The organism is Paracoccus sp. SJTW-4 (assembly GCF_047716885.1).
In the GTDB taxonomy this organism is placed as follows: domain Bacteria; phylum Pseudomonadota; class Alphaproteobacteria; order Rhodobacterales; family Rhodobacteraceae; genus Paracoccus; species Paracoccus solventivorans.
In genome coordinates this window covers 3,293,575-3,318,297 of sequence record NZ_CP136681.1, presented here as the reverse complement: position 1 = coordinate 3,318,297, position 24,723 = coordinate 3,293,575, and the positions used below count along the sequence as shown (strand labels likewise).

The 24,723-nt window shown below is 69.1% G+C and carries 18 protein-coding genes; 5 read left to right on the top strand and 13 right to left on the bottom strand.

From position 1 onward, the window contains the following. Positions 1–91: 91 nt before the first annotated feature. Together carB and aroC are read left to right on the top strand one after the other, a co-directional pair. Entirely contained in the window at positions 92–3,430 is a 3,339-nt protein-coding gene (carB, locus tag RSP45_RS16180; RefSeq protein ID WP_415392723.1) for a carbamoyl-phosphate synthase large subunit, read from the top strand. Positions 3,431–3,454: 24 nt separating this feature from the next. Then, positions 3,455–4,579, top strand: coding sequence for a chorismate synthase (gene aroC / locus RSP45_RS16175; RefSeq protein ID WP_415392722.1), 1,125 nt, complete (start codon positions 3,455–3,457; stop codon positions 4,577–4,579). On the opposite strand, the gene RSP45_RS16170 is transcribed toward aroC, so the two are convergent. From RSP45_RS16170 to recA, 3 genes are all read right to left on the bottom strand, one after another. After that, positions 4,559–5,353 carry a class II glutamine amidotransferase gene (locus tag RSP45_RS16170; protein WP_415392721.1) on the bottom strand — a complete coding sequence of 265 codons (795 nt, stop codon included), beginning with the start codon at positions 5,351–5,353 and terminating at the stop codon, positions 4,559–4,561. The two genes, aroC and RSP45_RS16170, sit on opposite strands and share 21 nt — an antisense overlap. Before the next feature lie 136 nt (positions 5,354–5,489). Then, positions 5,490–8,147 carry an alanine--tRNA ligase gene (alaS, locus tag RSP45_RS16165; protein WP_415392720.1) on the bottom strand — a complete coding sequence of 886 codons (2,658 nt, stop codon included), beginning with the start codon at positions 8,145–8,147 and terminating at the stop codon, positions 5,490–5,492. A gap of 149 nt (positions 8,148–8,296) precedes the next feature. Continuing rightward, positions 8,297–9,367 carry a recombinase RecA gene (recA, locus tag RSP45_RS16160; RefSeq protein WP_415392719.1) on the bottom strand — a complete coding sequence of 357 codons (1,071 nt, stop codon included), beginning with the start codon at positions 9,365–9,367 and terminating at the stop codon, positions 8,297–8,299. Positions 9,368–9,584: 217 nt separating this feature from the next. Here recA and RSP45_RS16155 point away from each other — a divergent pair, with 217 nt between their 5' ends. The 3 genes from RSP45_RS16155 (at position 9,585) to RSP45_RS16145 (ending at position 14,622) form a co-directional block, all read left to right on the top strand. Beyond that, positions 9,585–10,736 (top strand): RsmB/NOP family class I SAM-dependent RNA methyltransferase, encoded by a 1,152-nt coding sequence (locus RSP45_RS16155; RefSeq protein WP_415392718.1) that lies wholly within the window; start codon positions 9,585–9,587, stop codon positions 10,734–10,736. Positions 10,737–10,791: 55 nt separating this feature from the next. Beyond that, positions 10,792–12,858 (top strand): ATP-binding protein, encoded by a 2,067-nt coding sequence (locus tag RSP45_RS16150; RefSeq protein WP_415392717.1) that lies wholly within the window; start codon positions 10,792–10,794, stop codon positions 12,856–12,858. A gap of 141 nt (positions 12,859–12,999) precedes the next feature. After that, on the top strand, positions 13,000–14,622 hold the full coding sequence (locus RSP45_RS16145) for a CHASE domain-containing protein (RefSeq protein WP_415392716.1): 1,623 nt from the start codon (positions 13,000–13,002) through the stop codon (positions 14,620–14,622). Between the two features lie 15 nt (positions 14,623–14,637). Here the strand turns inward: RSP45_RS16145 and RSP45_RS16140 are convergent, their stop codons facing one another. Genes RSP45_RS16140 through RSP45_RS16095 form a run of 10 tightly spaced genes read right to left on the bottom strand, consistent with a single transcriptional unit; the run spans position 14,638 to position 24,647 of the window. Then, entirely contained in the window at positions 14,638–15,474 is an 837-nt protein-coding gene (locus RSP45_RS16140; RefSeq protein WP_415392715.1) for a hypothetical protein, read from the bottom strand. A 44-nt stretch (positions 15,475–15,518) separates the two neighbouring features. Then, complete coding sequence (locus RSP45_RS16135) at positions 15,519–16,730, bottom strand: cysteine desulfurase (RefSeq protein ID WP_415392714.1); 1,212 nt, start codon at positions 16,728–16,730, stop codon at positions 15,519–15,521. Next, on the bottom strand, positions 16,727–17,305 hold the full coding sequence (locus tag RSP45_RS16130) for a Yip1 family protein (RefSeq protein ID WP_415392713.1): 579 nt from the start codon (positions 17,303–17,305) through the stop codon (positions 16,727–16,729). The genes RSP45_RS16135 and RSP45_RS16130 overlap by 4 nt, the downstream gene beginning before the upstream one ends. Before the next feature lie 26 nt (positions 17,306–17,331). Next, complete coding sequence (locus tag RSP45_RS16125; protein WP_415392712.1) at positions 17,332–17,820, bottom strand: hypothetical protein; 489 nt, start codon at positions 17,818–17,820, stop codon at positions 17,332–17,334. Positions 17,821–17,823: 3 nt separating this feature from the next. Continuing rightward, entirely contained in the window at positions 17,824–19,158 is a 1,335-nt protein-coding gene (locus tag RSP45_RS16120) for a SufB/SufD family protein (protein WP_415392711.1), read from the bottom strand. After that, complete coding sequence (sufC, locus tag RSP45_RS16115) at positions 19,151–19,912, bottom strand: Fe-S cluster assembly ATPase SufC (protein ID WP_303729798.1); 762 nt, start codon at positions 19,910–19,912, stop codon at positions 19,151–19,153. The genes RSP45_RS16120 and sufC overlap by 8 nt, the downstream gene beginning before the upstream one ends. A gap of 57 nt (positions 19,913–19,969) precedes the next feature. Further along, positions 19,970–20,764 (bottom strand): FkbM family methyltransferase, encoded by a 795-nt coding sequence (locus RSP45_RS16110; protein WP_415392710.1) that lies wholly within the window; start codon positions 20,762–20,764, stop codon positions 19,970–19,972. Positions 20,765–20,785: 21 nt separating this feature from the next. Then, positions 20,786–22,312, bottom strand: a complete 1,527-nt coding sequence (gene sufB / locus RSP45_RS16105; RefSeq protein ID WP_415392709.1) for a Fe-S cluster assembly protein SufB — start codon at positions 22,310–22,312, stop codon at positions 20,786–20,788. Positions 22,313–22,314: 2 nt separating this feature from the next. Then, positions 22,315–23,361 (bottom strand): cysteine desulfurase family protein, encoded by a 1,047-nt coding sequence (locus RSP45_RS16100; protein ID WP_415392708.1) that lies wholly within the window; start codon positions 23,359–23,361, stop codon positions 22,315–22,317. Next, complete coding sequence (locus RSP45_RS16095; RefSeq protein WP_415394097.1) at positions 23,358–24,647, bottom strand: bifunctional phosphopantothenoylcysteine decarboxylase/phosphopantothenate synthase; 1,290 nt, start codon at positions 24,645–24,647, stop codon at positions 23,358–23,360. Before RSP45_RS16095 ends, RSP45_RS16100 begins: the two co-directional genes overlap by 4 nt. Positions 24,648–24,723 lie beyond the last annotated feature (76 nt).

The window sequence follows — 24,723 nt, the reverse complement described above, 5'->3', positions numbered from 1 at the left end:
ACCCCGGCCGGACGCGCGCCCGCCCTTGCAGAACCGTTGTCGGTCTCTATAACCCCGGGCGATTTGGACACCGCGATCGCCAGGGGACCCCATGCCGAAGAGAACCGATATTTCCTCGATCCTCATCATCGGCGCCGGACCCATCGTCATCGGACAGGCCTGCGAGTTCGATTATTCCGGCGCCCAGGCCTGCAAGGCGCTGCGCGAGGAAGGTTACCGGGTCATCCTGGTCAACTCGAACCCGGCGACGATCATGACCGACCCGGGGATGGCCGATGCGACCTATATCGAGCCGATCACCCCCGAAGTCGTCGAAAAGATCATCGCGACCGAGCGGCCCGACGCGCTGCTGCCGACCATGGGCGGCCAGACCGCGCTGAACACCGCGCTGGCGCTGGACGACATGGGCGTGCTGAAGAAATACGGGGTCGAGATGATCGGCGCCCAGCGTGCCGCCATCGAAAAGGCCGAAGACCGCGCCCAGTTCCGCGAGGCGATGGAGCGGATCGGACTTGAGAACCCCCGCGCCACCATCATCACCGCCCCCAAGGCCGCCAGCGGCAAGTTCGACATCAACGCCGGCGTCGCCCTGGCCATGGAAAAGCTGGACGAGATCGGGCTGCCGGCCATCATCCGACCCGCGTTCACCCTGGGCGGTACCGGCGGCGGCGTCGCCTATAACCGCGACGACTATCGCGCCATCGTGCGGTCCGGGCTCGACGCCAGCCCTGTCGCACAGGTACTGATCGACGAAAGCCTGCTCGGCTGGAAAGAGTTCGAGATGGAGGTCGTCCGCGACAAGGCCGACAACGCCATCATCATCTGCTCGATCGAGAATATCGACCCGATGGGGGTCCACACCGGCGATTCGATCACCGTCGCCCCGGCGCTGACGCTGAGCGATCGCGAATACCAGCGGATGCGCAGCGCCTCGATCGCGGTGCTGCGCGAGATCGGGGTCGAGACCGGCGGCTCGAACGTGCAGTTCGCGGTGGACCCGGCAACCGGCCGCATGGTGGTGATCGAGATGAACCCGCGGGTCAGCCGCTCGTCGGCGCTCGCCTCCAAGGCGACGGGGTTCCCGATCGCCAAGATCGCCGCGAAACTCGCGGTCGGCTATACGCTGGACGAGCTCGACAACGACATCACCCGGGTGACCCCGGCCAGTTTCGAGCCCTCGATCGACTATGTGGTGACCAAGATCCCGCGCTTTGCCTTCGAGAAATTCCCTGGCTCCAAGCCCGACCTGACCACGGCGATGAAATCGGTGGGCGAGGTGATGGCGATCGGCCGCAGCTTCCACGAATCGCTGCAAAAGGCGCTGTGTTCGATGGAAAGCGGGCTGACGGGCCTGGACGAGATCGAGATCGAGGGCGCGGCCGAGCAGGGAAAACCCGCCTATATCAAGGCGTTGTCGCGGCAGACCCCCGACCGGTTGCGCGTCATCGCCCAGGCCATGCGCGACGGGCTGACCGACGAGGACATCCAGCGCGTCACCAGTTTCGACCCGTGGTTCCTGGCCCGCATCCGCGAGATCGTCGAGGCCGAGGCCGGGATCCGCGCCTCGGGCCTGCCCACGGACGCCGCCGGGCTGCGCCGCATCAAGATGATGGGGTTCTCGGACGCGCGCATCGCCGCGCTGACCGGGCGCAGCGAAACCGACATCCGCCGGGCCCGCCGCGCCACCGGCGTGCTGCCGGTGTTCAAGCGCATCGACACCTGCGCTGCCGAGTTCGAGGCGCAGACCCCCTATATGTATTCGACCTACGAGGCCCCGGCGATGGGCGAGGTCGAGGACGAGGCCCGGCCCTCGGACCGCAAGAAGGTGGTGATCCTCGGCGGCGGCCCCAACCGCATCGGCCAGGGGATCGAGTTCGATTACTGCTGCTGCCACGCCTGTTTCGCGCTGACCGACGTCGGCTATGAAACCATCATGGTGAACTGCAACCCGGAGACCGTGTCGACCGACTACGACACCTCGGACAGGCTGTATTTCGAGCCGCTGACCCTGGAACATGTGCTGGAAATCCTGCGGGTCGAGCAGGAAAACGGCACGCTGCACGGGGTGATCGTGCAGTTCGGCGGGCAGACGCCGCTGAAACTCGCCAATGCGCTCGAGGCCGAAGGGATCCCGATCCTGGGCACCTCGCCTGACGCCATCGACCTGGCCGAGGACCGCGAGCGCTTCCAGAAGCTGCTGCAGGATCTGGGGCTGAAGCAGCCGGTCAACGGCATCGCCTCGAGCCCCGAACAGGCGCGCGAGATCGCGGCGCAGGTTGGCTTCCCGCTGGTCATCCGCCCCTCTTACGTACTGGGCGGCCGCGCGATGGAGATCGTGCGCGACATGGACCACCTGAACCGCTACATCACCACCGCGGTGCAGGTTTCCGGCAAGAATCCGGTGCTTCTGGACAGCTACCTGTCGGGCGCGATCGAGGTCGACGTGGACGCGCTCTGCGACGGCAACAACGTCCATGTCGCTGGAATCATGGAGCATATCGAGGAAGCCGGCGTCCATTCCGGCGACAGCGCCTGTTCCCTGCCCCCCCATACGCTCAGCGCTGCCACGCTTAAGGAGCTGAAGTCCCAGACCGAAAAGATGGCGCGGGCGCTGAACGTGGTCGGGCTGATGAACGTGCAGTTCGCGATCAAGAACGGCGATATCTACGTGCTCGAGGTGAACCCGCGCGCCTCGCGCACCGTGCCCTTTGTCGCCAAGGCAACCGACAGCGCCATCGCCTCTATCGCCGCGCGGCTGATGGCGGGTGAGCCGCTGTCGGCTTTCCCGACCCGCGCCCCCTACCCCGCCGGGCTCGGCCCCGACGATCCGCTGCCCTTCGCCGATCCGCTGACCCTGGCCGACCCGGTGACGCCGTGGTTTTCGGTCAAGGAAGCGGTGCTGCCCTTTGCCCGTTTCCCCGGCGTCGACACGCTGCTGGGCCCGGAAATGCGCTCGACCGGCGAGGTAATGGGCTGGGACCGCAACTTCCCGCGCGCCTTCCTCAAGGCGCAGATGGGCGCCGGCACGCATCTGCCCGAATCTGGGCGGGTGTTCCTGTCGATCAAGGACGACGACAAGACGCCCGAGATGGCCGCCGCCGCCCGCGATCTGGTCGAGATGGGCTTCACCCTGATCGCCACCCAGGGCACGGCCGAGTTCCTGCGCGCCGCGGGGGTCGAGGCCGAGCTGGTCAACAAGGTCTACGAGGGCCGGCCGAACATCGTCGACCGGCTCAAGAACGGCGACGTGGCGATGGTGCTGAACACCACCGAGGGCGCGCAGGCGATCGCCGATTCGCGCGACATCCGCTCGGTCGCGCTGTACGACCGGATCCCGTATTTCACCACTGCGGCCGGCTCGATTGCGGCGGTCGCGGCGATCCGGTCCCGGGAAGAGGGCGAGGTCGGGGTGCGCACCCTGCAGGGCTGACCCGCGCGGCAAGTGGAATAACGCATGAGTTTCAACAGCTTCGGCCGCATCTTCACCTTCACCACCTGGGGCGAAAGCCACGGGCCGGCGCTGGGGGTGACGGTGGACGGCTGCCCGCCCGGAGTCGCGCTGGACGAGGCGGCAATCCAGCCCTTCCTTGACCGCCGGCGGCCGGGGCAGTCCCGCATGACCACCCAGCGGCAAGAGCCGGACCAGGTGCGCATCCTGTCGGGGGTGTTTCAGGGACGGACCACCGGCACGCCGATCCAGCTGATGATCGAGAATACAGACCAGCGTTCGCGCGACTACGGCGACATCGCGCAGGCGTTCCGGCCGGGCCACGCCGACATCGCCTATCACCTGAAATACGGCATCCGCGACTATCGCGGCGGCGGGCGGTCGAGTGCGCGGGAAACCGCGGCCCGGGTCGCGGCCGGGGCGGTGGCCCGCGCGGTGCTGGCGGAACTGGCGCCGGGGCTGTCGATCCTGGGCTATATGGTGCAGATGGGCGAGCTGACGCTCGACCGCAGCCGCTTCAACGCGGCCGAGATCGAGCGCAACGATTTCTTCCTGCCCGATGCCGCTGCGGTCGCGGAATGGGCCGAGTACCTGTCCCGGATCCGCAAAGAGCAGGACAGCATCGGCGCCGCGGTCGAGGTGCTGATCCGCGGCTGCCCCCCGGGGCTGGGGGCGCCGGTCTATGCCAAGCTCGACACCGATCTTGCCGCCGCGGTGATGTCGATCAACGCGGTCAAGGGGGTCGAGATCGGCGAGGGGATGGCGGCGGCGGCGCTGCGCGGCACCGACAATGCCGACGAAATCCGCATGGGGGCAGAGGGGCCGCAGTTCCTGTCGAACCACGCCGGCGGCATCCTGGGCGGCATCTCGACCGGGCAGGACATCGTGGTGCGGTTCGCGGTCAAGCCGACCAGCTCGATCCTGACCCCGCGCCGCACCATCGACGACGCGGGGCGCGAGATCGACCTGGTGACCAAGGGGCGCCACGACCCTTGCGTCGGCATCCGCGCGGTGCCGGTGGCCGAGGCGATGGCGGCCTGCGTCATCCTTGACCAGCTGCTGCTCGACCGCGCGCAGACCGGCGGCCGACGCGGGGTGATCGGCCCGGGCTCAGGCAGCGAGCCGGTCTGATTCCACCACAAAGGGCGCGATGGTCACCGATTCGCCCTCGAAGGTGCAGAGCGATCCCGGCGGCACCTCGGACCAGTCGAGTTCGTCGCTTTCCAGTGGCTCGGATACCACCGCCCAGCCGTGGCGCGTTTCCGACCAGCGGTAGTAAAGCGTCGGCGCCTGGTCGTCCGTGGCATAGCGCGCCGCGTAAAGCCGCACCCCGTCGGAAAAGGCGCAGGTCAGCCGCACATGCGGCGCGGTTCCACGCTGCCGGGCCAGCGCCTCGAACCGGGCGGTGGCGCGGGCGAGCGCCCCGCCGGGATCCTGCGCCAGCCCCTCGCCCAGAGCGCACAGGAACAGCGCCTCGCTGTCGGTGGCGCCCTTGCGGTGGCCATAGGCATCGTCTGGGATCAGCAGCTCGGCCGAGCGGCGCCAGGAATCATAGCCGCCGAACTGCCCGTTGTGCATGAAGCACCAGCGGCCAACCGCAAACGGATGGCAGTTGTTGCGGCTGGTCGCGGTGCCGGTCGAGGCGCGGACATGCGCCATGAACAGATGCGATTTCACCGTCGCGGTCAGGCTGCGCAGGTTCGGGTCGGACCAGGCCGGCATCACGTCGCGGTAAAGCCCCGGTTCCTCGCGGTCGCCGTACCAGGCAAGGCCGAAGCCGTCGGCATTGACCGAGGTCGCGCATCGCGTCGCGCCGTGGCTTTGCCGCACCAGCGAATGCCCCGGCCGGCTGACGATATCTTCCAGATAGATCGGCCTGCCCAGATAGGCCGCCCAGCGACACATTTCACTGCCCCTCTAGCCGGTTTTTCCAAAATCTAGCAGGCAAGCGCCCGGATTTCATCCGTTTTTCGCCGCGGGACGCCGGCAGGAAAGGACACATCTGCGCGATGGGGCGGATCACTCCGCCCCCGAAGCCGCGTCAGGCCGCGTCCGCGATCGCCCGCTCGACCGCCTCGACCGCCTTGTCCAGCGCCGCGAGCGAGGGGGCGCCGCCCTGCGCCCGGTCGGGACGGCCGCCGCCGCCCTTGCCGCCAAGCGCCGCAACCGCGGCCTGGACCAGCGTCACCGCGCTGATCCGCTGCGACAGCTCGGGCGTCACCGCGGCGGCGACCGTGGCCTTGCCGTTGTCCTCGGTCATCACCACCACCGCGCCATTGGCCAGACCGGCGCGCATCTGGTCGGCCAGCGCCCCCAGCTCCTTGCCGGACACCCCGTCGACGCGCCGCGCGATCAGCTGCACGCCCGCGATCTCCTTGGGCGCGGCCTCGGCACCGCCCCCCATCGCCAGCTGGCGCTTGAGCTGGGCGATCTCGTTCTGCATCGCCTTGCGGTCGTCGATCAGCGCCTTGACCCGCGGCACCACGTCGCCGGCCTGCGCCTTCAGCATCCCCGCGATCTCGGTCAGCTGCCGCTCGATATCGCGCAGATGCGCCAGCGCCGGCTCTCCGGTCAGGGCCTCGATCCGCCGCACCCCCGCCGCCGAGGCGCTGTCGCCCAGCAGCACGAAGGCGCCGATATCGCCGGTGCGGCCGACATGGGTGCCGCCGCAGAGCTCGATCGAATAGATGTCGCGATTGGCGCCCTTGCCCGAGCCCTCGCGCCGGCCCATCGAAACCACCCGCACCTCGTCGCCGTATTTCTCGCCGAACAGCGCCTGCGCGCCCATCTCGCGGGCATCGTCGGGCGCCATCACCCGCGTTTCGACCGGGACGTTCTGGCGGATGATCGCGTTGACCTCGGCCTCGACCGCGGCCAGCTCCTCGGCGGTGAGCGCCTTGCCGTGGCTGAAGTCGAAGCGCAGCCGGTCGGCAGCGTTGAGGCTGCCCTTCTGGACCACATGCTCGCCCAGCGTGCCGCGCAGCGCCTCGTTCAGCAGGTGGGTGGCCGAGTGGTTGGCCTGGATCGCGCCGCGCCGGGCGCTGTCGACCGACAGCGCCGCGCCTTGGCCACGTTCCAGACGGCCCAGGGTGACTTCGGCCACGTGGATAAAAAGACTGCCGGATTTCCGCGTGTCGGTGACCCGCGCCGCGCCGGTTTCGGTCTTGATCAGCCCGGTATCACCGACCTGGCCGCCGCTTTCGGCATAGAAGGGGGACTGGTTCAGCACGATCTGGACCTTGTCGCCCTCGGCCGCGGCTTCGGCTTCGGCGCCGTCGATGACCAGCGCAAGGATGGCGCCCTCGGCCCGCTCGGTGTCATAGCCGAGGAACTCGGTCGCCCCGAAGCGGTCGGCCAGGTCGAACCAGATCGCCGCGTCGCGGGTCTCGCCCGAGCCGGCCCAGGCGGCGCGCGCCTTGGCCTTCTGCTCGGCCATGGCGGCGTCGAAGCCCGCGACCTCGACCGCGCGGCCCTGCTCGCGCAGCGCGTCCTGGGTCAGGTCGAGCGGGAAACCATAGGTGTCGTACAGCTTGAACGCGGTTTCGCCCGGAAGATCGGCGCCCTCGGGCAGGCGCGACAGCTCGTCCGAAAGCAGCCGCAGCCCGCGGTCGAGGGTCTGGCGGAAGCGGGTCTCCTCGCCGCGCAGGGTCTCTTCGATCAGGGGCTGGGCCTGCACGAGTTCGGGGTAGGCCGCGCCCATCTGCCGGACCAGCGCCGGCACCAGCCGATGCATCAGCGGGTCCTGTGCGCCCAGCATATGCGCGTGGCGCATGGCACGGCGCATGATGCGGCGCAGCACATAGCCGCGGCCCTCGTTCGAGGGCATCACCCCGTCCGCGATCAGGAAGCTGGTCGAGCGCAGGTGGTCGGCGATGACCCGGTGATGCACCTTGCCCGGCCCGTCAGGGTCCGCGCTGGTCGCGTTGGCCGAGGCCTCGATCAGCGCCCGCATCAGGTCGGTGTCATAGTTGTCGTGCTTGCCCTGCAGCAGCGCTCCGATGCGCTCCAGCCCCATGCCGGTGTCGATCGAGGGGTTCGGCAGCGGCTTCATCGAGCCGTCCTCGAACTGCTCGAACTGCATGAACACCAGGTTCCAGATCTCGATGAAGCGGTCGCCATCCTCGTCCGCGCTGCCGGGCGGGCCGCCCCAGACCCCGGGGCCGTGGTCATAGAAGATCTCGGTGCAGGGGCCGCAGGGGCCGGTCGGACCCATCTGCCAGAAATTGTCGCTGGTGGGGATGCGGATGATACGGTCGTCGGGCAGGCCGGCGACCTTCCTCCAGATCTCGGCAGCCTCGTCGTCGGTGTGGTAGACGGTGACCAGCAGCTTGTCCGCCGGGATGCCGAATTCCCTGGTCAGCAGCTCCCAGGCATAGGGGATCGCCTGGTCCTTGAAATAATCGCCAAAGCTGAAATTGCCCAGCATTTCAAAGAAGGTGTGGTGGCGGGCGGTGTAGCCGACATTGTCCAGGTCGTTGTGCTTGCCGCCGGCGCGCACACATTTCTGCGCAGTGGTCGCGCGGGTATAGTCGCGATGTTCCAGCCCGGTGAACAGGTTCTTGAACTGCACCATCCCCGAGTTGGTGAACATCAGCGTCGGGTCGTTGCGCGGCACCAGCGGCGAGCTGGCCACCCGCCGGTGGCCGTTCCGGTCGAAAAAGTCGAGAAAGGTCGAGCGGATGTCGTTCAGACTGGCCATGGGGTGTTCCTGCGGGAAATGCTGCCGGGCAGAGATAGCCGCGCCCGCCCCGTCTGTCCAGAATGGGACGGGCGGCAGCCGGGCTTTCCCGGCCGGCTTCGCGGCCCGGTGGACCAGCCCGACAGGGCCGATCCTCGGGCGAGGGCCGATCAGTCCTCGGTCAGCGCGCCGTCCTCCTCCGCGCCGGCGGCGAAATCCAGGCCGTGGCTGGCGCGGATCCGGTCCTCGATCGCATGGGCGACCTCGGGGCGGTCGCGCAGGAACTGCTTGGCATTCTCGCGCCCCTGGCCGATGCGCTCGTCGCCATAGGAATACCAGGCGCCGGATTTTTCCACGACCCCGGCCTTGACCCCCAGATCGATCAGCTCGCCCACCTTGGAAATCCCCTCGCCATACATGATGTCGAACTCGACCTGCTTGAACGGCGGGGCGACCTTGTTTTTCACCACCTTGACCTTGGTGGTGTTGCCGACCACCTCGTCGCGGTCCTTGATCGAGCCGGTGCGGCGGATATCCAGCCGCACCGAGGCATAGAATTTCAGCGCGTTGCCGCCGGTTGTGGTTTCCGGGTTGCCGAACATCACCCCGATCTTCATGCGGATCTGGTTGATGAAGATCACCATGCAGTTCGAGCGGCCGATGGAGGCGGTCAGCTTGCGCATCGCCTGGCTCATCAGCCGGGCCTGGCTGCCCATCTGCATGTCGCCCATGTCGCCTTCGATTTCCGACTTGGGCGTCAGCGCCGCGACCGAATCGACCACCACCAAGCTGACCGCGCCCGAACGCACCAGCGTATCGACGATTTCCAGCGCCTGCTCGCCGGTGTCGGGCTGGGAAATCAGCAGCTCGTCCAGGTTCACGCCCAGCTTGCGGGCATATTGCGGGTCCAGCGCGTGCTCGGCGTCGACAAAGGCGCAGACGCCGCCTTTCTTCTGCTCTTCCGCCACCACATGCAGCGTCAGCGTGGTCTTGCCCGAGCTTTCCGGCCCGAAGATCTCGATGATGCGGCCCTTGGGCAGCCCGCCGATTCCCAGCGCGATATCCAGCCCGAGCGAGCCGGTCGAGGTCGCCTCGATCTCGGCCACCGGGTTGTCGGCCCCGAGCTTCATGATCGAGCCCTTGCCGAACTGCCGTTCGATCTGCGCCAGCGCGCTGTCGAGCGCCTTTTGCCGGTCCGCGCTGCGTTTGTCGTCCATTTTCAGAATGCTCGCCCCAGACATTTCTTTCACCTTATTGCGCGGCATCGCCCGGCACAACGACGGCCGGAGACAATCGCATGTTCTTTAACTGTTCTATCCCTGTTTGCCCTGCTGCGCCAGTCCTCGCAAGTCCCGTCCCGGGATTTGCATAGAGGACGGAAGTTAACAAACCGTTGACCGGCTTGCGGCAGGACGCCGGTGCAGCCATCTTGCGCCCCATGCCAGCGATTTGCCCCCCATGACCCCCGCCGCCCGCGCCGCCGCCGCCATCGAGATTCTAGACGCGATCAACGCCGGCGCCCCGGCCGAGGCGCAGCTGACCCGCTGGGCCCGCGCCAGCCGCTTTGCCGGCTCGGGCGACCGGGCGGCAGTGCGCGACCTGGTGTATGCGACCCTGCGCCGCCGCCGCAGCCGGGCCGCTTTGGGGGGCGGCGACAGCGGCCGGGCGCTGATCCTGGGGGCGCTGCGCGAAGCCGGGATGGACCCCGCCACGATCTTCGACGGCACCGGCCACGGCCCCGCCCCGCTGACCGCGCAGGAAACCGCCGCCGGCCGCCCCCCGACCGAGGCCGAGGCGCTGGACCTGCCCGACTGGATTTCTCTGCGATTGCAACAGGATCTCGGCCCCGACTTCACCGCTGTCGCGCTGGCCCTGCGCGACCGGGCGCCGGTCTGGCTGCGCGCCAATCTCGCCCGCGCAACCGCAGCTCAGGCGCAGTCGGCGCTGGCTCGGGACGGGATCGAAACCGCCACCGATCCCCGCTGTGAAACCGCGCTTTGCGTGACCGCGGGCGAGCGTCGGCTGCAAGCCTCGGCCGCCTGGCGCGAGGGGCTGGTCGAGCTGCAGGACCTGTCGCCGCAGATCGCCTGCGCGGCGCTGGAGATGACGCCGGGGACGCGCGTGCTCGACCTTTGCGCGGGCGGGGGCGGCAAGGCGCTGGCGCTGGCCGCCCGCGGCGCGCAGGTCACCGCCTGGGACGCGGCGCCGGCGCGGATGCGCGACCTGCCCCGGCGGGCCGAGCGAGCCGGGGCGAGGATCGCGCTGGCCGATCCCTCGGGGCCGCAGGGGCTCTATGATATGGTGGTCGCGGATGTGCCCTGTTCGGGATCGGGCACCTGGCGGCGGACGCCGGATGCGAAATGGCGGCTGGCCCCCGACGCTCTGGCCGCGCTGGAACGCACGCAGGCAGCGATCCTGACCCGGGCCGCGACTCATGTCCGCCCCGGAGGCCGGCTGGCCTATATGACCTGCTCGCTGCTGCGGTCCGAAAACGAGGCGCAGGTCGCGGATTTCCTAGCCGCGCACCCGGATTTCCGGCTGGAAACCAGTCGGCGGATGTCGCCGCTGACGGAAAGCGACGGATTTTTCCTGGCGGTGCTCGGGCGTTAATCCCCGCTTAACGCCTCGTCCGCTATGCTGGGGCGAATCGAAGGACGAGGCCGGGATGAAGGACAACGCACTGCTGCTTTCCCGCGGGCTGGCGGCCGTGCCCGTGCTGGTGCTGCCGATGGCCTTGGGTGCCTTGTGGCTGGCGCTGCAACCGCAGGCGGTTCCGCCGCGGGTGCTGATCATCGGGGGCGCGGTGGCGGTGGCTTGGTATCTGCTGGCCGGGCTGATGGTCGGGCAGCAGCTGGTGCAGCACGCGCGCACCCGCCGGCAGCTGCGCGCCTCGCGGCAGATGCTGGCCGAACAGCCCGGTTGCGCCTGGATCGTCGATGCCGAGGGCGCGATCCGCGCCCAGTCTCCGCAAGCCGAACAGCTGCATGACCTGACGGGGCGCGATGTGGCGGCCCTGCTGTCCCGCCATCGCGCCAGCCCGGCCACCACGGCGAAGAAACTGCTGCTGCGGGTCGCGGACGGGCGGCCGTGCGAGCTGCCGCTGGCCGACGGCACCCGCCTGCTGGCCCGCCGCATTCCGGGAACCCGGCTGCAACTATGGCGGATCGAGGCGCCCGTCCCTGCCCCGCCGCCAGCAACGCCGGCAGCCGCGGACCCGCCGACAAACCCCGGCTATCAGGACCTGCCGATCGCGATTCTCGAATTCGACCCCGAGGGCCGGGTGATCGAGGCCAACCCGGCGGCAGAGGCGCTGCTGGGCCCGGTCCAGCCCGGCAGCCCCCTGGGGACGTTGATCGACGGGCTGGGACGCCCGCTCGACGACTGGATCGCCGAGGCGCATGAAGGCCGCGACAATGGCCGTGCCGAGGTGCTCCAGACCCGCGGCGAGGTCGAGCGCGACCTGCAGGTCAGCCTGGTCGCGACCGCGGATCCCCAGCGGATGGTCGCGGTGCTGACCGATGTCAGCGCGCTGAAATCGCTCGAGGCGCAGTTCACCCAAAGCCAGAAGATGCAGGCCATTGGCCAGCTCGCCGGCGGAATCGCTCATGATTTCAACAATCTGCTGACTGCGATCAGCGGGCATTGCGACCTGCTGATGGCGCAGCGCGACCATGCCGACCCCGATTACGCCGACCTGCACCAGATCTCGCAGAACGCCAACCGCGCGGCGGCACTGGTCCGGCAGCTGCTGGCGTTTTCGCGCAAGCAGACGCTGACCCCGGAACTTATCGACCTGCGCGATTCCCTGTCGGATCTCAGCCATCTGCTCAACCGGCTCGTCGGGGAACGGACGGTGGTGACGGTCACCCACGACCCGGCGCTGCGGCCGATCCGGGCCGACGCAAGGCAGCTCGAGCAGGTGCTGATGAACCTGGTGGTCAACGCCCGCGATGCCATGCCGGGCGGCGGCGAGATCGCGATCCGCACCGAAAACGTCACCCTCGACTCGAGGCTGACCCTCGAGCGGGTGAATATCCCCAAGGGGGAATATGTCCGGATCACCGTCACCGACGAGGGCAGCGGCATTCCCGCCGAGATCTTCGACAAGATCTTCGACCCGTTCTTCACCACCAAGAAGCAGGGCGAGGGCACCGGACTGGGCCTGTCCACCGCCTATGGCATCGTCAAGCAGACCGGCGGCTATATCTTCTGCCACAGCGTCCTGGGCGAGGGCACCAGATTCACCCTGTATTTCCCCGCCCAACGCCCCCGTCCCGCCGCACCCGCCCGCCGCCAGGCCGCGGCGGTCGACGATCTGCCCGACGACCGCCGCCGCACCATTCTGCTGGTCGAGGACGAGGCCCCGGTCCGCGCCTTTGCCAGCCGAGCGCTGCGGCTGCACGGCTACGAGGTGATCGAGGCCGACAGCGGCGAGCGCGCGCTCGAGATCCTCGCCGACCTAGCGCTGGAGGTGGACCTGTTCGTCACCGATGTGGTGATGCCGGGGCTGGACGGTCCGAGCTGGGTTCGCGAGGCGCTGCGCAAGCGCGTGAACACCCCGGTGATCTTCATGTCCGGCTATATGGAGACGCCCCCCGGCGCCGGCAGCGAGACGTTTCCGGGGGCGGTGTTCCTGGCCAAGCCGTTCTCGCTTTCCGAGCTGGCCACGACCGTCGCCGGCCATCTGGCGGCGGGGCTGGGGCGCACCGCGGGCGGCAGCCCGGCCGCCTGACGGCGCTGCCGGCGCAGGCTGCGCGGCCCTCGCCACGCTGGACAGAAAACATTGCGCGGCCTAGGAACGGTTTCTGGCACGGTGCTGCTTCGGGCGCGTTGCCGGCATCGACGCTGCGTTGCTTTGGATACCGGCCCCGACATGACCTCCGCCCGCAAGACCGTGTTGATGCTTGTGGCGGTGCTGTTCACCGTGGCCCTGGGTCTCGGCATGACCGCAGCGACCATGCGGCTGGAAAACCGCGCCGCCGCCATCCGCTTCGAGCGGCTGGCCGATTCCGTCGCCAACCGCATCCACCAGCGGATGGTCCAGCATCTGGCGCTGCTGCGCGCCACCCGCAGCCATTTCGATGCCAGCGAGCAGCCGGTCTCGGTCACCGAGTTCCGCCGCTTCGTCGACGGGCTGGCACTGCAGCGCGACTACAGCGGCATCCAGGGCATCGGCTACGCCGCCCTGACCCCGGTCGGCGACAGCAGCCGCGCCAGCGCCCGGATCACCCAGGTCCAGGGAATGCCGATCGAGATCCATCCCCGCAGCGACCAGAACCTGATCGGGCCCATCGCGCTGCTGGAACCCATGGACGCGCGCAACAGCGCCGCCATCGGCTATGACATGTTTTCCGAGCCGGTCCGGCAAGAGGCGATCACCGCGGCGCTGGCCAGCGGAGAGCCGCACGCCACCGGCCCCGTCCAGCTGGTGCAGGAGATCACTGCCGAGAAACAGGCCGGCTTCCTGATCTATACCCCGACGCGCGAAGGGCTTTTCCAGCATTTCCCGGCCCGGGAGCAGGGCGGGCTCGTTTATGCTGCCTTCCGCGCCGGGGACCTGCATCACGCAGTGCTCGAGACCTTTCCCGACCCCCCGGTGCTGCTGCGCACCATCGACCGCGCGGCCCCCGAACAGCCGCTGTTCGACAACCACCCCCCCGGGCTGCCCGACCGGCTGACCCGCCACAGCGTCCAGCGCGAATTCGACATCGCCGGGCGCAGCTGGCAGGTGACCCTGACCCCGCGCACCGAGTTCCTGGGGGCAGACGACCGCCGGGCCAGCGCCATCGTCGGGGCGCTGTCGGCGCTGCTGGTGCTGGCGGTGGTCGCGGCGGTGCTGACGCTGTTCCGGGCGCTGGCAGAGACAGAACGCAGCGCCCGCCAGTCGGCGCAGCAGGCCGAGGAACGCGCCCTGCTGCTGCGCGAGATGCAGCACCGCATCAAGAATCACCTGGCGCGGATCCAGGCGATCGCCCGGCAGACCGCCCGTTCCACCGCGGATCTGGAAGAGTTCGAGCAGGTGTTCGGCGCGCGGCTGTCCGCGATGGCCAAGGCGCAGGACGCCGTCACCCGCGGCCAGCGCGATTCGGCCGATCTGCGCGAGCTGCTGCAGGGCGAGATCGGCAGCATCGCCCGGAAAAGCCCGGCGGGCGGCATCCTGTCCGGCCCCGAGGTGCAGCTGGACGGGCGCGAGGCGCAGGCGGTGGGGCTGGTGGTCTATGAGCTGGGGACCAACGCCATGAAACACGGGGCCGGCGGCTCGGGCCCGGTGGTGCAGTGGCGGGTCGAGCCGCGCGAAAACCGCCGCTGGCTGGTGCTGGACTGGTTCGAGGCCGGCGCCGCCCCCTGCCCCGATTCCGCCGAGGCCCCCGCCGGCGGCTTCGGCTCGCAGCTGATCGAGGCGCTGGTCGAGGGCGATCTCGAGGGGCGGTTCACCCGCGACTTCGACAGCTCGGGGATGAGGATCGCCATCGAGTTTCCGCTATCGCTGGCCTGAGCGGCACCCGCCACACTAAAGCTCATCCAGCATCCCGGCCGGAAGTTCGGGCGGAAGCTCGGGCGGCTCGGCCTCGCGCCGGCCGAACAGCACCCCGCGCGCCCCGCCCAGCAGCGGCCCCCGCCCCTGCGCCACCACCGCCAGCGACGCCGGGGTGCCGGTCCGGGTCGAGCCCAGCGGTGCGCCCAGCAGCGTCAGCCGCTCGCGCGCGCGGGCGACCTTTTCGGGCGCCACCGGGGCGGCGATGGCAAAGCTGTTGTAGGTTTCGGGCGCATCCGCCAGCCCCTCGAACCCGCGCGCCCGCAGCCCGGCGCGCAGCTGGTCGAAGCGCGCCAGATAGCGCGTCGCATGGATCGGGGTGCGCGAATGGAACGCCCCGGCCGCCAGCCGCCAGTCGCCCAGCTCGGCATGAAGCTCGCGCACGAAACGCGCGGCATAGCGGGCGTTTTCCAGCGGGTCGAACATCGCCACCAGCGAGGGGAAATTGGCGCTGTGCCAGCGGTAGTTCAGCTGGAAACAGCCGATGTCGAGGTTCAGCCGCCCGGCCTCGACCCGATCTTCGGCAAAGGCCAGCGCCTCGGCCGGGTCGTCGAACCAGCTGCCGGCGCCCTCGGCATTCACGCTCCACGCCCAAGGGCGGACGAGGCCGCCACGCCGGCGCCCGGTTTCGGTCAGGGTCAACGCGCCCATGATGTCTGGCGGCACCCCGGTTTCCGCAGCGGCGGTCAGCGCCGCCCATTCGCAGACCGCGGCCGGCTGGTCGGCGGGGTCGCCCGACGCCCATGCCGGGCCGGCCAGCACGCCGCAGACCGCCCAAAGCAATGCCACCAGCCGCATGGTTTTCCCCGTCAAGACAAGGGGGACGCTAGCAGCCGCGGCCTAAGATTCGGTTAAGTTCAGCCGAAAAGCTCGTGGCAGAAGTTCAGACCGTCGACCAGCGCATCGACTTCGGCCCTGGTATTATACATCGCAAAGCTGGCGCGCGCCGAGGCCGCCAACCCGTAATGCTGCATCAAGGGCATGGCGCAATGCGTCCCCGCCCGCACGGCGATGCCGCGCTGGTCGAGGATCGTGGCGATGTCATGGGCGTGCGCGCCTTGCATCGTCATCGAGAAGATTGCCCCCTTGCCCGGCGCATTCCCCTGGATATTCAGCCAGTTGAGCGCGCCCAGCCGTTCGTTGGCATAGTCGCGCAGCCCGGCCTCATGCGCGGCGATGTTCTCCATCCCCAGCGCCATCAGATAGTCCAGCGCCGCGCCCAGCCCGATCTGGTTGACGATGCCGGGGGTGCCGGCCTCGAACCGCAGGGGCGGGTCGGCATAGCTGACCGCATCGCGCGAGACCTCGCGGATCATGTCGCCGCCGCCCAGGAACGGCCGCATCTCGGCCTGGCGCTCGGGCCGGATCCAGATCGCACCGGACCCCGAGGGGCCGTAGAGCTTGTGCCCTGTGATCACATAGAAATCGCAGCCCAGCGCCTGCACGTCGACCGGCATGTGCACTGCGGCCTGGCTGCCGTCGACCAGTACCGGCACGTCGGTGCCGTGCGCGATGGCGCCGACGTCGACCACCGTGCCGGTCACGTTCGACATATGGGTGATGGCGATCAGCCTGGTGCGCGGTCCCACCGCCTCCAGCACCTTGTCGGCGGGCAGGCTGCCGTCGGGCTCGGGCTCGACCCAGCGCAGCACCACCCCTTGCCGTTCACGCAGGAAATGCCAGGGCACGATATTGGCGTGGTGCTCCAGCACCGACAGCAGGATTTCATCCCCCGGTTGCAGCCGCGGCGCCGCCCAGCCATAGCTGACCAGGTTGATCCCCTCGGTCGAGCCGCTGGTAAAGATGATTTCGTTTTCATCCCGCGCACCGAGGAAGCGGGCGATGGTCCCGCGCACGGCCTCGTAATGGTCGGTGGCGAGGTTGGACAGATAGTGCAACCCCCTGTGAACATTGGCGTATTCCCCCGCATAGGCGCGCGAGACCGCGTCGATCACCACCTGCGGCTTTTGCGCGCTGGCGCCGCTGTCCAGATAGACCAGCGGCCGCCCGTGCACCTGCGTGGACAGGATCGGGAAATCCGCGCGGACCTTGTCGATGTCGAAGCTCATGCCGGACCCCCGGGAAAAAGGTTGAGGGCGACGGCAAGGACCGACAGCAGGAAGCTGGCCAGCATCACCGTGCCCAGAATCCCCATCACCACCAGCAGCGGGTTGCGAAAACCATGGACGGCCATGGTCAGGCCGACCATCAGATAGGCGGCCAGCAGCAGCGAGGCGATGCCGACCAGCGCGCCCAGCGGCGGCAGGATCAACGTCGCCAGCAGCTGCACGACCTGAAAGGCGACCATGATCGCCTCGATCCAGCCGACCGCCAGCAGCGCGTCGGGAAACCGCCCGGTCCCGCCGAAGACGCGGCCGACCTCGGACAGCAGGAACGCGCCCAGCGCCGCCGAGGCCACCTGCACCCCCGCCATCGACATGGGCGACGCCGCCAGCACCGCCAGCAGCCCGGCGTCGCCCCCGCTCGCCGGCAGCAGCTGCGCCCCCAGCCAGGACAGGATCGCCGAGGCGGCCGCGGTCGCGAACACCAGCCCCCAGCGGTCGGCGAGGGTCCAGTTCCGGGCCGCCAGCACCAGCCACCCGCCCAGCGGGTTGCGGATCGTCAGCCTCATCAGTTCGATCATGCCGCCTGCCTTCATGCCGCCCGCCGTCATGCGGGCCGTCTGGTGCCCGAGAGTTCCCGCAATCCCGATATCCAGAACAGCAGAAACGCCGCGCCGGCCAGAATGTTCACCGCCGTCACGGCCGGGCCGGGGCCGACGAACCCCTGCACCAGCCCTTGCAGCAGCATTACCGGCACCGCCGCCGCCAAGGCCCAGATCAGCGCCAGCCGGGACTGCCGCCCGTCCAGCCTGGCGCCCAGCAGCCGGGCGGCGCCCTGCGCCAGCCAGGCCAGCGCCAGGACCAGCAGCGGCATCAGGAACATCGTGGCCAGCAGCGCGCCGCCCAGTCGCGCCTGCAGCGGCACCGACGGATCCAGCGCCGCCGCCCGTGCATGCGCTGGCCATTGCGCCACGAAATACAGCGCCATCGTGCCGATCAGCAGCGCCAGCAGCGCCGGTTCCGACATCAGCGCCACCCCCCGCACCGCGCGGCCGGGCGCGCGCCAGGTCAGCAGGATGCGGGGGATCAGCCCCATGGGTCAGCCCCTAGCCCGGGCGGTCAGCCACTCTTCCAGCCGGTCCGAGATCTCGGCGCGCAGCGCCTCGTCCTCGACCTCTTCCAGCGCGTCGGCCAGGAAGCTCAGCACCAGCAGCACCACCGCCCGTTCCCGCGGCACCCCGCGCGAGCGCAGGTAGAACAGCGCGGTTTCATCCAGCGCGCCGGTGGTCGAGCCGTGGCTGCATTTGACGTCGTCGGCGTAGATTTCCAGCTCGGGCTTGGCAAGGAACTGGCTGTTTTCGTCCAGCAGCAGCGCCTGGCTGATCTGGTAGCCGTCAGTCTTCTGCGCGCCGGGGCGGACGAGGATCTTGCCCTGAAAGACGCCGGTGGCGCCGTTCTTGAGCACCTTCTTGAACACCTGCCGGCTTTCGCCGCGCAGCCCGGTGTGGGTGATGAACACGGTGTCGTCCTGATGGACCGCGCCGCCGTCGCCCAGCATCGCGCAGGCGACATGGGCCACCGCGTCATCGCCCAGCAGCTCGATCACCGATTCCGTGCGCAGATGCCGCCCATCCACCGACAGCGCAAAGGACTTGAGCGAGGCGCCCTCGGCCACCCGGCCGAACAGGTGGATGTTGGACACCCGCGGCACCCCGGCGCGATGGGCGGCGACGTGATGCAGCTTGGCGCCGGCGGCCAGATCGGCCTCGATCACGATATTGCCGCGCGCGCCCACCAGCCCGTTTTCCAGCAGGGTCAGGTCCGCACCCGCTTCCAGCCGCAGCACGTGGTGGATGGTCACGTCCGCCGCCGGGTCGGAACGGCGATAGAGGATCTGCACCGGCTTTGCCGCCTGCCCGGTGACGCGGATCACCGCGCCGTCGGTGGCGATGGCGGTGTTCAGCGCCGCAAACGGGCGCGCGACCGGCGACTGCCCCGGCTTTTCCAGCGCGCCATAGGCATCGCCGACCCAGTGGTCGGGCTCGGCGTCGGCCTGCGACAGGGGCGCGATCTCGACCCCCGCCAGCGACAGATCATCCGAGGCCGCAGCGTCGAAACGCCCGTCCACGAACACCAGCCGCAGCTTGTCCACGCCGGCAAACAGCGTCGGATCGCCGGTCACCGCATCCAGCGGCACCGGATCGGGGGTGGCGGCGTTGAAGGGCGCAGGGTCGGTATAGCGCCAGTATTCATGGCGCGGGCCGGGCAGGCCCTGCGCGCTCAGCCGGTCCAGCGCATCGGTGCGGGCGGCGTCAGTGGCACGGGCGCGCGGGCGCGGCGTGGCGGCCAGCCGCGCCTGCAGCTGCTGGGCGGCGGGACTGGGGCGCGGCGCGCCCTCGACGGCGGGGGTCTGGATCAAGGCCGCTTCAGGCATCTGCGACCTCGGCCAGGATGTCGGCGTAACCGTTCTGCTCGACCTCGAGCGCCAGTTCCGGCCCGCCGGATTTCACGATCCGCCCGTCGAACATGATATGCACCACGTCGGGGACGATATGGTCCAGCAGCCGCTGGTAATGCGTGATCACAAGGAAGCTGCGGTCCGGCGCGCGCAGCGCGTTCACCCCCTGCGCGACCAGCCGCATCGCATCGACGTCGAGACCCGAGTCGGTCTCGTCCAGGATGCACATCCGCGGCTCGAGCATCGCCATCTGCAGGATTTCGTTGCGCTTTTTCTCGCCGCCCGAGAAACCAACGTTGACCGGGCGCTTGAGCATCTCGGCGTCGATGTCCAGCGCCTTGGCGCGTTCGCGCACCAGCTTCAGGAACTCGCCGGCCGACAGCTCATCCTCGCCGCGGGCCTTGCGCTGCGCGTTCACGGCGGTGCGCAGAAAGGTCATGTTGCCGACGCCCGGGATCTCGACCGGGTACTGGAACGCCAGGAACAGCCCGGCGGCGGCGCGCTCTTCGGGCTCCATCTCCAGCAGGTCGTGGCCTTCCAGCGTGGCCTGGCCTTCGGTCACCTCATAGCCGTCGCGGCCCGACAGCACATAGGAGAGCGTGGATTTCCCCGAGCCGTTCGGCCCCATGATCGCATGGACCTGCCCGGCGGGGACGGTCAGCGTCACGCCCTTGAGGATCTGCTTGCCCTCGTCCTCGAGCGCAACGTGGAGATTGTTGATTTGCAGCATCGTCGTTCCTTTCCTCGGCGCCGGTCCGGGTCCGGCTGGGGGCTGCGGCCCCCGGTGTCACGTCAGGCGGGCGTCATCCCGCGCGGATTCGATCAGGTAATTCGCATTGCTCTTGCTGACCCGCCAGTCCTTGAGCGGGCGATAGCCTGCCGCGGCCTGCCAGTCCAGAAAGCCGGGCAGATTGGCGTCGTCGACCTCGACCAGCATCAGCGGGCGGGCGCGGGCGATGGTGGCCGACAGGCCTTCCAGCACCTCGAGCTCCATCCCCTCGACGTCGATCTTGATCAGATCGGGGCTCTCGCCCGCCAGCAGCGCGTCGCCGGGCAGCATCGGGATGCTGCCCTCGGCCGGGCGCAGGCGGGTCGCGCCCAGGTTGCGGTCGTGGCGCCGCATCCCGTAGCCCTGCCCCGGCACCGCCCCCAGCGCCACCCCCAGGTGGTCCAGGCAGATCACCCCGGACAACCCGTTCAGCAGCACATTGGCCATCAGCGGCGCCGCCGCCAGCGGGTTCGGCTCGAACACGATGACGCGGGCGGCGCGCATCCGGCGAGCAAAGAACACCGCGTGGTTGCCGATATTGGCGCCGATATCGACCACCACCGCCCCCGGCCCCAGCAGCCCCTTGAGCGCGCGCAGCTCGCGTGCCTCGTAAAAGCCGCCGGCACGCAGGGCGTCCTGCACCGGGTCGCGGCGGAAGTTCAGCGCAAAGCTCATCCCGCCCCAATGCACCAGGTCCAGCGGCGGGAACGCCACCACGGCGCCCGAGGCCAACGCAGCCCGTGCCGCCGCCACGTCGAAATACGACGCGTCGGTGGTTTCGGGCCGCGGCAGGGTGACCGGCTCAGACTGCATGGCGGGGCAAGGGCTTTCGCATCAGCCGACGCTGCCTTCCAGGCTGATCGCGACCAGGGCCTGCGCCTCCATCGCGAACTCCATCGGCAGGGCCTGCAGCACGTCGCGGCAGAAGCCGTTGACGACCAGCGCCACCGCCTCTTCCTCATCCATGCCGCGGGCGCGGCAGTAGAACAGCTGATCCTCGTCCACCTTGCTGGTGGTGGCCTCGTGCTCGACGCGCGAGGAGCTGTTCTTGACCTCGATATAGGGCACGGTATGCGCCCCGCAGCGGTCCCCGATCAGCAGGCTGTCGCACTGGGTATAGTTGCGGCTGTCGGTTGCGCGCGGGTGCATCGAGACCAGCCCGCGATAGGTGTTCTGCGCTTGCCCCGCGGAAATCCCTTTGGAAACAATGCGAGAGCGGGTGTTCTTGCCAAGATGGATCATCTTGGTGCCGGTATCGGCCTGCTGGAAGTTGTTGGTGATGGCGATCGAGTAGAACTCGCCCTGGCTTTCCTCGCCCCGCAGGATGCAGGACGGGTATTTCCAGGTGATGGCGCTGCCGGTTTCCACCTGCGTCCACATCACCTTGGCCCGCGGCTCGCGGCAATCGGCGCGCTTGGTGACAAAGTTGTAGATGCCGCCGCGGCCTTCCTCGTCGCCGGGGAACCAGTTCTGGACGGTGGAATATTTCACCTCGGCATCCTCGAGGATGACGATCTCCACCACCGCCGCGTGCAGTTGGGCGATGTCGCGCTTGGGCGCGGTGCAGCCTTCCAGATAGCTGACGTAGCTGCCCTTGTCGGCGATGATCAGCGTGCGCTCGAACTGGCCGGTATTCTCGGCGTTGATGCGGAAATAGGTCGACAGCTCCATCGGGCAGCGCACGCCCGGCGGCACATAGACGAAGGACCCGTCCGAGAACACCGCCGAGTTCAAGGTGGCGAAGTAGTTGTCCGACTGCGGCACCACCGAGCCGAGGTATTTCTTGACCAGCTCGGGGTGTTTGCGGATCGCTTCCGAGATCGGGCAGAAGATCACGCCCGCCTTGGCCAGCTCGTCCTGGAAGGTGGTGCCGACACTGACGGAATCGAACACCGCGTCGACCGCGACCTTGCGCACGTCGGCGGGGGCGGCGTCCGCGCCCTCGACCCCGGCCAGGATTTCCTGCTCGCGCAGCGGAATCCCCAGCTTTGCATAGGTGGCCAGCAGCTTGGGATCGACCTCGTCCAGCGATTTCGGCCGCACCGCCATGCTTTTCGGGCGGGCGTAGTAATACTGGTCCTGAAAGTCGATCTCGGGATAGTTGAGCATCGCCCAACTGGGCTCGGTCATGGTCTGCCAGCGGCGGAACGCCGCCAGCCGCCACTCGGTCATCCACTCGGGTTCCTCGTTCTTCTGGCTGATCAGCCGAACGATGTCCTCGTTGATGCCCTTGGGGGCGTATTCCATCTCGATCTCGGTATCCCACCCGTATTTGTAGGAACCCATGCTCGCGACGGTTTCGACCGTCTCGCGGTCAACGCCTTCGCGGACTTCGATCTCGGGCGCGTCCTGAACGGTCATATCTACCTTCCCTGCTTGCCTTGCCAGCGGGCGCGGGCGGCAAGCCACGCGTCGGCAAAGCGGTCCAAATCCTCAAGCGTCGTCGTTCCCCCGAACGAGACGCGCAACGCGCAGCCGGCATCCGGGCCGGCCACGCCCATCGCGCGCAGGACCCCGCTTTCCCGGACCTTGCCGGAAGAACAGGCGGACCCGGCGGAAACGGCAAAGCCGGCCAGGTCCATCTGCATCACCTGCGTCTCGCCCTTCCACCCTGGGGTCAGGATGGACAGCGTCTGCGGCAGGCGCGGGGATTCGCGCCCCGGAAACATAGTAATTCCCTCGGCATTTTCCAGCCTGTCGAGCAGATGATCGCGCATTTCGGCCAGACGCTCGGCCATTCCTCCGGCCAGGTCGCGCTGCGCGGCCGCAGCGGCGGCGGCAAACCCGGCGATGGCGGCCAGGTTTTCGGTGCCGGCGCGGCGGCCGCTTTCCTGCCCGCCGCCGCGCAAAAGCGCCTCGCGGTCCTCTCCGGCCGCCAGCACCAGCGCGCCGATGCCGCGGGGGCCGCCCAGCTTGTGGGCGCTGACCATGCCGGCGCGGATCCCCAGCCAGTCGAAGGCAAAGGGGATCTTGCCGAACCCCTGCGTCAGGTCGCTGGCCGCCAGCCCCTGCGGCAGGGTCTGCATCACCCCGGTCTCGCTGTTGGCCAGCTGCAGGGTGGCGCGGGCAGGATCTGGCACCGCGACCTGCCCGTCCGGGCCCGTCACCAGCGTCTCGTCGCACCACGCCCGCACGCAGTCATGCTCGATCCCCGCGCAGGCGAGCCCGCGTCCCGACAGCGCCAGCGCCGCCGCCTCGGTCGCGCCCGAGGTGAACACGATGTCGGCCTGCGCCGCCCCCAGCGCCTCGGCCAGCTGCTCGCGCGAGCGTTCCAGCAGCATCTTGGCCGCCCGCCCCTCGGCATGGACGCTCGAGGGGTTGCCGGTCACCTCCAGCGCATCGGCCATCGCCGCCCGCGCCTCGGGACGCAGCGGCGCGGTGGCGTTCCAGTCCAGATAGACCCGCTTCATTCGGCGACCTCGGCCAGCCGTGCGGCGATACGCTCGGCCAGGCGGCGCGCGACCTCGGCCTTGGGCAGCTTTGGCCAGTGCTCGACATTCTCCGCGGTCACCAGGATCGCGGTGTTGTCGGCGCCGCCCATAACCCCCGAGCCCGGGCTGACGTCGTTCGCGACGATCCAGTCGCAGCCCTTGCGCTGGCGCTTGGCGACCGCATTGGCAACCACATTGTCGGTTTCCGCGGCAAAGCCGACCACCAGCGAAGGCCGCTGTTCCGCGCGACTGACCCAAGCAAGAATGTCAGGGTTCTCAGCCATTTCCAGCGACGGCGGCCGGCCGCTGCCGTCCTTCTTCATCTTCTGCCCCGAGGCATTGACCACCCGCCAGTCCGCCACCGCCGCCGCCATTACCGCCGCATCGGCGGGCAAGGCGGCCTCGACCGCCGCGCGCATCTCGGCCGCGGTTTCGACCCTCACCACCTGCACCCCGGGGGGCGGCGGCACCGCGGCCGGTCCGGTCACGAAACTGACCTGCGCCCCCAGATCGCGCAGCGCCGCCGCGATCGCCGCTCCCTGCGCCCCGGAGGAGCGGTTGGCGATATAGCGCACCGGGTCGATCGGCTCATGCGTGGGCCCCGAGGTCACCACGATATGCCGCCCGCGCAGCGGCCCGTCGGGCGGCGCAATGGCGGGCGGGGCCGCGTCTTCCGGCGTCAGCCGCAGCCGGTCGCTGGTCAACCGCAGCGGCGGCTCGACCCCGCCCCCCAGCGCCGCAAGGATCGCATCGAGGATTGCCTGCGGCTCGGCCATGCGCCCCTCGCCCCATTCGCCACAGGCCATGTCGCCCTCGCCCGGGCCGACAAAGCTGATCCCATCGTCTTGCAGGATCTGCCGGTTCCGGCGGGTCGCGGGATGGTCCCACATGCGCACATTCATCGCCGGCGCAATCAGCACCGGCTTGTCGGTGGCCAGCAGCAGCGTCGAGGCCAGGTCTCCGGCCAGCCCCGCGGCCATCTTGGCCATCAGATCCGCCGTGGCCGGCGCCACCACCACCAGATCGGCCGAGCGCGACAGCTGGATATGGCCCATCTCGGCCTCGCGGGTCAGGTCCCACAGCGCGGAATGGCACAGCTCGCCCGACAGCGCCGAAAGCGTCAGCGGGGTGACGAATTGCGCGCCACCCTCGGTCAGCACCGTGGTGACCCCGATCCCGGCCTTGCGTAGCAGCCGTACCAGCTCGGGCAGCTTGAAGGCGGCGATCCCGCCCCCCACGATCAGCAGAACGCGCTTTTCCTGCATCCCGGTCATCCCCTGCTCCTGCGGCCGCCGCGACCAGTCCTAGAAGACTGGCGCCCGCGGGGCAAGAAAGGCCGGG

What these genes read in the sequence shown, in the direction of transcription:
- carB (WP_415392723.1), top strand. Translation starts at nt 92, where the DNA reads ATGCCGAAGAGAACCGATATTTCCTCGATCCTCATCATCGGCGCCGGA.
- aroC (WP_415392722.1), top strand. Translation starts at nt 3,455, where the DNA reads ATGAGTTTCAACAGCTTCGGCCGCATCTTCACCTTCACCACCTGGGGC.
- RSP45_RS16170 (WP_415392721.1), bottom strand. Translation starts at nt 5,353, where the DNA reads ATGTGTCGCTGGGCGGCCTATCTGGGCAGGCCGATCTATCTGGAAGAT.
- alaS (WP_415392720.1), bottom strand. Translation starts at nt 8,147, where the DNA reads ATGGCCAGTCTGAACGACATCCGCTCGACCTTTCTCGACTTTTTCGAC.
- recA (WP_415392719.1), bottom strand. Translation starts at nt 9,367, where the DNA reads ATGTCTGGGGCGAGCATTCTGAAAATGGACGACAAACGCAGCGCGGAC.
- RSP45_RS16155 (WP_415392718.1), top strand. Translation starts at nt 9,585, where the DNA reads ATGACCCCCGCCGCCCGCGCCGCCGCCGCCATCGAGATTCTAGACGCG.
- RSP45_RS16150 (WP_415392717.1), top strand. Translation starts at nt 10,792, where the DNA reads ATGAAGGACAACGCACTGCTGCTTTCCCGCGGGCTGGCGGCCGTGCCC.
- RSP45_RS16145 (WP_415392716.1), top strand. Translation starts at nt 13,000, where the DNA reads ATGACCTCCGCCCGCAAGACCGTGTTGATGCTTGTGGCGGTGCTGTTC.
- RSP45_RS16135 (WP_415392714.1), bottom strand. Translation starts at nt 16,730, where the DNA reads ATGAGCTTCGACATCGACAAGGTCCGCGCGGATTTCCCGATCCTGTCC.
- RSP45_RS16130 (WP_415392713.1), bottom strand. Translation starts at nt 17,305, where the DNA reads ATGATCGAACTGATGAGGCTGACGATCCGCAACCCGCTGGGCGGGTGG.
- RSP45_RS16125 (WP_415392712.1), bottom strand. Translation starts at nt 17,820, where the DNA reads ATGGGGCTGATCCCCCGCATCCTGCTGACCTGGCGCGCGCCCGGCCGC.
- RSP45_RS16120 (WP_415392711.1), bottom strand. Translation starts at nt 19,158, where the DNA reads ATGCCTGAAGCGGCCTTGATCCAGACCCCCGCCGTCGAGGGCGCGCCG.
- sufC (WP_303729798.1), bottom strand. Translation starts at nt 19,912, where the DNA reads ATGCTGCAAATCAACAATCTCCACGTTGCGCTCGAGGACGAGGGCAAG.
- RSP45_RS16110 (WP_415392710.1), bottom strand. Translation starts at nt 20,764, where the DNA reads ATGCAGTCTGAGCCGGTCACCCTGCCGCGGCCCGAAACCACCGACGCG.
- sufB (WP_415392709.1), bottom strand. Translation starts at nt 22,312, where the DNA reads ATGACCGTTCAGGACGCGCCCGAGATCGAAGTCCGCGAAGGCGTTGAC.
- RSP45_RS16100 (WP_415392708.1), bottom strand. Translation starts at nt 23,361, where the DNA reads ATGAAGCGGGTCTATCTGGACTGGAACGCCACCGCGCCGCTGCGTCCC.
- RSP45_RS16095 (WP_415394097.1), bottom strand. Translation starts at nt 24,647, where the DNA reads ATGCAGGAAAAGCGCGTTCTGCTGATCGTGGGGGGCGGGATCGCCGCC.